General features: G+C 54.5%; 6 protein-coding genes. 3 read left to right on the top strand and 3 right to left on the bottom strand.

Translation table 11 applies throughout. The features are described from left to right. The first annotated feature begins 1122 nt into the window (after window positions 1-1122). Together KHP60_RS16080 and KHP60_RS16075 are read left to right on the top strand one after the other, a co-directional pair. Window positions 1123-2535 (top strand): tetratricopeptide repeat protein, encoded by a 1413-nt coding sequence (locus tag KHP60_RS16080; RefSeq protein WP_213565331.1) that lies wholly within the window; start codon window positions 1123-1125, stop codon window positions 2533-2535. Between the two features lie 145 nt (window positions 2536-2680). Next, window positions 2681-3103 carry a hypothetical protein gene (locus tag KHP60_RS16075; RefSeq protein WP_213565330.1) on the top strand — a complete coding sequence of 141 codons (423 nt, stop codon included), beginning with the start codon at window positions 2681-2683 and terminating at the stop codon, window positions 3101-3103. 108 nt (window positions 3104-3211) lie between these two features. On the opposite strand, the gene KHP60_RS16070 is transcribed toward KHP60_RS16075, so the two are convergent. Together KHP60_RS16070 and KHP60_RS16065 are read right to left on the bottom strand one after the other, a co-directional pair. Further along, on the bottom strand, window positions 3212-3727 hold the full coding sequence (locus KHP60_RS16070; RefSeq protein ID WP_213565329.1) for a hypothetical protein: 516 nt from the start codon (window positions 3725-3727) through the stop codon (window positions 3212-3214). 99 nt (window positions 3728-3826) lie between these two features. Next, window positions 3827-4567: a M48 family metallopeptidase gene (locus KHP60_RS16065; RefSeq protein ID WP_213565343.1), complete on the bottom strand. Its 741-nt coding sequence runs from the start codon at window positions 4565-4567 to the stop codon at window positions 3827-3829. Window positions 4568-4724: 157 nt separating this feature from the next. Here KHP60_RS16065 and KHP60_RS25520 point away from each other — a divergent pair, with 157 nt between their 5' ends. Next, window positions 4725-5891: a calcium-binding protein gene (locus KHP60_RS25520; protein ID WP_283770716.1), complete on the top strand. Its 1167-nt coding sequence runs from the start codon at window positions 4725-4727 to the stop codon at window positions 5889-5891. A gap of 1009 nt (window positions 5892-6900) precedes the next feature. Here KHP60_RS25520 and KHP60_RS16055 read toward each other — a convergent pair. Then, the gene (locus KHP60_RS16055; RefSeq protein ID WP_213565328.1) at window positions 6901-7590 is read right to left on the bottom strand and encodes a hypothetical protein; all 690 of its coding nucleotides are present in this window, start codon (window positions 7588-7590) and stop codon (window positions 6901-6903) included. Between the last annotated feature and the right edge of the window lie 114 nt (window positions 7591-7704).

The following is a 7704-nucleotide window of genomic DNA, read 5'->3' as shown; positions in this document are numbered from 1 at the left end:
ATCCGTGAGATTGCTTGCATAGCGCAGTTCATCTCGCCGATACTGTCGGCGAGTGGCCTCGGTCCAAACCATCTTGACCTCCATCGAATCTTCGCAAATCCGACGGAATCACAGGGGCTTGAGGCCACCCAACCTTTTTCAGTCAGCCTCTAAGAGGTATGTCGATAAAGGGTTTTCAACCTCGACTGCTGCCAAGTACCCATCAATCGTATAGATCAGCTTTAGGCTAAATTCATGTTTGAGGAGCAAGAAATGACCAAAGCATGTTTGGTTGACGTGCTTCAACTTTCGGGCGATCTCTTTTCTCGACTCAAGGTCTAAGTGAAAACCTGGATCAAAGAACTCTGCGTCGCCCTGCACTACGTGCAGGAGTTGGTCTCGGAATACACGTAGTCCGTTGATTGCCTCGCGAGCCTCTTTGATTTCCTGAGGAGACTTACGTCCATACTCTACCGGTAGTGTGCGCCTCATTCTGGAGATTACCTATTCGGTCAAGATATTAAGCTACAGTACGCAGCCCGCCGCCTGCAAAACTCGTGAATGTTCCATCTGCCGAGAACCGATCCCATGCCTGAAGCACAAGTCGAGCGATGCGGAAATCGCCGCCAAACTGCCGGAGTTCCCTGTCCTTGAGGACACGGAACGTCTCAGAGGGAAAGTCCGAGCCGTAAATGTCGGTAGGGTCCAAGATATAGCGAAGCTAGTCGCGTGTGAGGCCCTGATCAACATGGGCTTTGATGTCTGAGGCTTGAATTCGGACGAAAGACCGTGTGAACCGCTCGTAAGCCGTGACAAGCTCGTCACGAAAGGCAAAAACGTCCATTGCTCCCCCACAGACGCAACATCTTTTCAAGCCAGGATAGCAGCATCCATTCCCAATTTGGAAGCGCTAACTCCAGCCTCATTGGTCTGGGCTTTCCGAAGCTATGACGCAATGTAGCGGGATACGTGGGGCGCTCCGCCCTCTTACAACCCTGGACGGCATTTTGGGGACTTCTCGTCCGTTATCCAAAGGCAGCATTACCCTCGTCCAGAAGCAGTAGTTCCTTCTGGGCATATTCGAAGTGGAAACAAAACTGGTAGCGTCGCGTCTGGTATAACAATCAATTATGAAGATTCAAGATGACCGACATGCTCGCCATAATTGTTGTTATGTATATCACTATTGGCGCAACCCTGGTTATTGTCGGACCTGCCGCTGTAGCACTGCGAGAAGAATTAGCGTCAATTAAGCTACAACATCCTCCGAAATGGAAGCTGCTTGCTTTCTCACTCATTCTAGCTCTCGGAGTCGTCTTCTTTTGGCCAGTACTCGTTCCATCCGCAGCAAGGGCAACAAAGAACCGCCCTTCACGGCAAGTGCCAAAGCGCGAACTTACCGACCTGATGGAGATGATGAGCAGTGCTGGTGTGGATACGGACCAACTGCCGGGCAGCTATGGCGAGTTTGGCGGCTTAGAGGTTAGCAACCCAATTCCATGCAAGGGAATCCTCGGCAGCAGAGCCTACCTAGAACGTTTGCGAACACCGGACGGCTCGACAATCACCTATGACAGGAGGGGCTCCTGGATATCACAGGTATCGTCTCATCCTATCGATGGATATGCCATTGCAAACCCGACAGGGCGGCATTTAGCGACGATCTATATTTCTCCGTACAATCGCCGGAACTCATCTAAGGCACCGAAAGGCTTCATCCTCAATGGCAGCCCCGATCCCGAGGATCATGCCATAGTCGCCCCAACGGCATCGGAGGATTCTACAAGTCCAGATGAAAATGGCTCACCCAATGCGACAGATGAAATCCCGGCAACTCCGGAATCGGAAAACGATGGTTCAGGCAGTCTCGATCCAGAGCATCTCCTCAACCTCGCCCGAAGCGGGGATGCCGATGCACAGTTCCGAGTGGCGGTTCTATTCGAGGAGGGCAAGGCTTTCCCAATGGACTTGGCTGCCGCTCGGCGCTGGTATAAGCGCGCCGCACTGAAGGGGCACGGTGAGGCTGGTCGCGCTCTCGACCGACTCCGCCCTCCTGCTGTACAGGCTCTTCCGCAATCCGCGCTCGACACAAACGAACAGCCTTCTGAGCCAGCATGGACGGTTGACCAAAATGGTACCGTAAATCCAAATCTCACCCCTGATCACGAAGAGCCCAAAGACAGAAAATCTTTGCCGCAAGCCAGAACGCGATTGATTTTCGGAGGCGACCTACTTCCGCTCGATGCCGCGCAATGGTCAGACATCTACGCCCTCGGCCTGAGACTCGGCAAACAATGTCTACGCTCTTGTCAGCGTATAGATCGGAACCGCTCGGCGGCCCAGTTCATCTCCGAGACAGATCGTTTCGTTCACCTGTCGGAAAGTCGAACCCGAGCGACTAGATTGGCAGAGCGACGGGGGTACCTGGATGAGGATGCTGATACGGGAATGGAAGAGGCCGCTGACGGAGCAGACCCTTTGTTTCGCGAGAAAAGGTTGGCCTTTGTGGAGGGGGTCCGAGACGGGATCGACGAAATTGACCGCAGGGACAATTGAAGTGACGCTGCCCACTGCCACCCTGAGGACCGTGCAGGTGGTCCGATGCAAGTTTCACCTGGATTGATAAGCGCCATCGACATGAACAAAGTAGTGCTTCCTTAAGCCGAAGGCCTGACGATTGCCTCCATAGAAGGGGAATGTCATGGCGAACTGGGCGAAGCGACCTGAGCGGCGGGCAGGCCCCCGGTGTCCGCCGATGAAATCCCCAAGGCTAAACCGAAAACTCTTCGCTGCTGTAACCCTATTGGCGTTCCTTGGACCTTCACGCCCGGCTCTTGCCGACGAGTTCGATGTGCTTGTTGCAATTAGGGGTGCGGCTCCAATCAATGACCGCTGGCAGGCCTGCGCCGCCTCCTATGTGAGGCCACGGATCGAGTCCAGGCAGCCCTCAACAAAGGTCGTTGGGGATGCCCTCCGCAAATGTAGGGTTGAGGAAGGGAGGATGCGGCGCTTTTTGGCTGGGAAGATCGGTGCAAGGTCGGCAGGGACTGTGATCCGCCAGCTTCGGGAGAAGTACCACTCAGACCTGATCACCGTCATTGATGCGCGCCGGAACGGCGATTAGTCCCGACTTTGGACCGAAAACGTCGTTTCGTGTGAGGCTATCTCTATAGTACCAGTGAACCAGGAGGATGGAGCCGGACCCGCTTGCGGTGAAGAGAGGCGACGGCGGCTAGGCGTTCGTCGCACCAGTCCCTCCATGCTTCTCCAGGCAGGATTGAAGAAAGGGGCGTAGCCGCGCCGGATACAGGTCCCATTGAACCTTGGAGCTATCGCCAAACCATTCAATCAGATTGTCAGCAACGTCCGGCTCCCAAAGCCTTTCGATGGCTTCTTGAACGAGGTCATCCGAGATTGCGGGATCGTCCCAGGTGAGCCCACTGTCCTTCTGCTGAACCATCTCCCATTCAAAATCCTGAGACAACGCCTCACATTCGTCCCGAGAGGGCCACGTCAGACGTATTGTCCATGTCTCGACATATACCTCGCTCTTCAAGCCTATTGCGGGAAGATCATCGCTGCCATCCAGCAGCATTTTGCTTTCGCATATAACGACAAGCGATGTTTCCGTTTGCTCTACAATCTCCACTGTTCGCGATAACGCGGTATCTTGGTATAGCGTTAGCTCGCCAACCAACTTGACCACGAGATTGTGTACGGCAGTCTCGTATCCTGGTCTGAAAGTCATGTGCTCGGTTCTAGGGCTCATGAGTGTACTTCTCCGGCGAAGCGCGCTTACCAATCTGACTCACGATGTACTACACCGACCATGTGAGTGGAACAGAGTCTATTCGGTCTCCACTCGTTGCAGTTCCAGGAAGTGCTCGTTCCTGTCCAGCCACGTCTTTCGGCTCTCCCAATCAGGCAGGATGCTGCCGACCAAATTCCAGAACGCTTGGTCATGAGTACGATGCCGGAGATGGCAGAGTTCGTGGACAACTGCGTACTCCAGGACGGTTTTCGGCGCGAAGATCAACTGCCAGTTCAAGTTGACAACCCGGTCCCGCCCACAACTTCCCCAGAGATGTTTCTGGCTCTTGATCTCGAGCCGCGTCGGCTTGAGACCGTTGGGCTCCCCATGCTGCCGGACAAAGGCCGTTACATCTTCTCGTAGCCTTTTGCGCAGCCAGAGTCGCAATGCACTTTCAATCAACGGGTCGCGGGATGTTTCGAGCATGGCGCGCGGGCATCCGACCAGGAACCCGTTCCGGAATGAGACCTCGACGAAGCTTCCATCGGATGGCTCGTCCCTGAGCCGCATCAATCGGCCTCGGTAGGGAATTTTGGCTCCCGTGACGAAGTGGGCCACCTTCGGCGTCATCGTCACACGAGACGCCATGCTCCGCGTCTGGTCGAGCAGCCGCTCCCGGCGGCGGTGCAGCACCCCGGCGATCTCATCGTCCGTCGCCGAGGTCGGCACCACGACCTCGACAGCCCCCGGCGTCACGGTAATCCGCGCCCGCCTCGCCGCCCCAGATCGCTTGAGCGTGTAGGAGATGTCCGTGGTGCCGACTGTCAGGACCGGCATTGTCACACAGCGGGAAGCCTGAGGTTCAAATCCACTACCCGGCACCACCTTGCGACGAAAGTTGCTGACCGGATTTGTTGCCGATTAATGGTGTTTAGCTATGTTAGCGTTGGGCTGATGTGTGTCCACAAACAAGTATTAGGGCGAACTTCAAATTATGGCGAACTTTTCGATCTCAAATCTCGCAGGCCAAGGCATTGATATGCGCTATGCCGCGTTCGGTTTGTCCTACGAGGGAGAAAGCTCTTATTGGATTGATGACCAGTATGACTCGTCGACTGGGTATGGGACCGCACTATTCGGGATGAACTACAATCCGGTCATTACTCAGTACGATATCCACTATAAATGGCTTGCTGTGGATTATTACGCTGTCGATATGATTCGCGCAGGCAAGAATGGTGTCACTCTGTTCGAGGGCAAGAACCTCAACCTAGTTGGCTCGTCGGCGGCGGTGATTGGCCTCAACGTTTCCTACGATGTCATCATGGCCGATGGCGACTCCATCGACGGCAATGATTTCAACGACTACGTGTTCGCCGGAAATGGTAATGACTTTGTTTACACGTATGGTGGAAATGACGAAATCAACGGCGGCGCTGGCAACGACTTGATCAATGCTGGTGCAGGTACCGATCTGATCTACTACAATGGGCTTAGCTCAAACTTTGTTTTCTCAAGTAACTATGACGGGTCGATCCAGATCACTGACCTAACCGGGGCGTCCGGCTCCGACACGGTCTATGATGCTGAATTGGTGAGCTTCTCGAACGGCGTGTTCAACATCTCTGCATTGCTCCCTGCCGTCACGCCACCGGTCGTCCTGCTGCCTCCTACCCCGCCTTCTCCGGAAGAGACCTACGCGGGACACGATAGCCTCAACGGCACGGCGGGTGCGGACCATCTCAAGGGCTACGCTGGAAACGACATTCTGAAGGGCGGCAAAGGAAACGATTTCCTTTACGGAGGGATCGGCAACGACAAGCTTTATGGTGGCGCAGGTAAAGATTCGTTCGTGTTCGACACCAAGCCACATAAAAGCACGAACAAGGATGCCATCCTGGACTTCAAGGTGGTCGATGACACGATCCGCCTAGACAACGCCGTTTTCACGAAGGTGGGTTCCAATGGTACCCTGAAGTCGTCGGCCTTCTGGACCAATAATACCGGTAAGGCGCACGATAAGGATGACCGGATCGTCTACGACAAAGATAGTGGTGTCCTCTACTACGACGCTGATGGGTCAGGGAAGGGCGCTTCCGTAGCATTCGCCACGATTAGCAAAAACCATGCACTGACTAACAAGGATTTCGTCGTCATTTGACGAGAGCGTCCTCAGAAAAAGAAAAAAGCCCCAGAGCGATCTGGGGCTTTTCATGATCTCGAAAACCAAATCGGGCGTACCGAAGAGAGCCCGCTTCTCATGTTCGTTCATCCTGAGCGGCAGGGTTGTACCCTTCGCCACTTCGATCCATGTGTCTGGAGCACGGTGACGTAAAGGCTGATCTCCCAGGCTGTGCCAAACTTGATTTTATCGATCATGCTACGATCTCGGCGCAGACCTGCTCCTTGAACCTCTGGACGGTCGCCGTCCGCGCCGGTCTCCTGGGCTGCTTATGTGAGGCCACGGATCGAATTCAGGCAATCCTCAGTGGCAGTCGTTGATAATGCGCTCCGGAAATGTCGGGTGGAGAAAGGAAAAATGCGGCGTTTTCTGATTTGACGGCCAAAGATCGGCAGGGACCTTAATCCGCCAGCTTCGGGAGAAGTACAGGTCAGACCTTATCACGATCATCGATGCGCGCCGGAGAGGCGATTAACCCAAGTCGAGGAGCGCAAACATCGTTTCTCGCAAGGGTATGCGGCCTCTCAAGGGATTGTCTCCGGCGGCGGTCCCACCTGTTCCGAACTGCGGTAGTGCGGATCGGTCATGACCTTGAGTCGGTCCGTGGGCAGGTGCCACAGGCTGATGATATGTGAGACAAAAGGACGGCTGTTCAGTTTCGGGTCGAGCAGAAGGAGCCATGTATTGTCCTCTGCCGCCCAATTCACGCGGCCACGTGGGAATGCTTCATACTCGAAGGATCGTAAGAAATGACTCTGCCGCCGGAGTAAGGGCCAGACATCCACATGCCCCTCATCGAGGGTCTTGAAGCCAGCGATTTCAGGAATCTCAGCCCAAGGCCGGGACAAAGATAAAAACTGAGACTTGGTAGACCCATCAGCCACGAACCAGAAGAGACCAAGGCGGCTAGGGAAAGACATGTTTAGGCCCGAAGACGCTCCCATGTGTTATTCCTTCCCAAGCAGGCGATGGAGATTAGGTACCAGACTCATGCAGCGTCTGAACTGAACGAGTTCGCCATCAGCATGCCATCGGCTTTCAGAGCAGCTACCATCTCAGTAAAGGACCTGAACAGCTTCTTCTTCGAAAGGCGCGATTGAGGATGCCAAAAGCTGGTGAGGACCCCAAAGTCTGGATGCCTCCTATGGAAGTGGCGTTCTCCCCACTTCACTCGATCCGCCGGAGTCAGATTGAGTACGCGCTCAGCAATTTCGAATGTGCCACACGCCACGATTAGGTCGGGCCTATAGATCGAGAGTTGCTCACGTAGAAATTGGGCGTCTTCAAGAGCGAAGTGCTCAATCTCACTCATATCTGACGTGCTCGTGCCAGGAATTTTCTTTAAATTAACCGCCGCGATACGACGTTGCAGGCGCGTTCGTTGCTCCTTTCGCATATCGGCTACATCCCCATATGAAGCGCCGTCCAACAGGTGAGCCGTCCAGCGGCTCAGGTTATTCCAAGTCGCCGCTTGTCCCCCACCATTCATGAAGTCCCGGTAATCCCACCATTTGAACCGAATCAAGGGATCAGTCGCTGGCTCACAGACGGCTTCCTTCAGAAGATATACGATCCGAAAAGACTGGCTCGCGAAATCCTTTCCTGCCCCATCCTTCAAGAAGCCAGGATAGCGGTGATCAACCCAGCGGTCGAATAGTGCGTTCTCGATCTCTCGCATTCCACACCAGTTCATATTTGGGCGGTTTCAACTGCACCAAGTAGTCTCGCGACCTCTTGGGCCACAGTACTCAAGTCAGCATCGAAGGGGCAAATGCGCCACAGTGAGCGGCCT

Origin of the sequence: Microvirga sp. 3-52, from assembly GCF_018383585.1 — a bacterium.
In the GTDB taxonomy this organism is placed as follows: domain Bacteria; phylum Pseudomonadota; class Alphaproteobacteria; order Rhizobiales; family Beijerinckiaceae; genus Microvirga.
This window is presented reverse-complemented; position numbering and strand designations above follow the sequence as displayed.

Coding starts and splice junctions, on each gene's coding strand:
- KHP60_RS16080 (WP_213565331.1), top strand. CDS start 1,123: ATGACCGACATGCTCGCCATAATTGTTGTTATGTATATCACTATTGGC.
- KHP60_RS16075 (WP_213565330.1), top strand. CDS start 2,681: ATGGCGAACTGGGCGAAGCGACCTGAGCGGCGGGCAGGCCCCCGGTGT.
- KHP60_RS16065 (WP_213565343.1), bottom strand. CDS start 4,567: ATGCCGGTCCTGACAGTCGGCACCACGGACATCTCCTACACGCTCAAG.
- KHP60_RS16070 (WP_213565329.1), bottom strand. CDS start 3,727: ATGACTTTCAGACCAGGATACGAGACTGCCGTACACAATCTCGTGGTC.
- KHP60_RS25520 (WP_283770716.1), top strand. CDS start 4,725: ATGGCGAACTTTTCGATCTCAAATCTCGCAGGCCAAGGCATTGATATG.
- KHP60_RS16055 (WP_213565328.1), bottom strand. CDS start 7,590: ATGCGAGAGATCGAGAACGCACTATTCGACCGCTGGGTTGATCACCGC.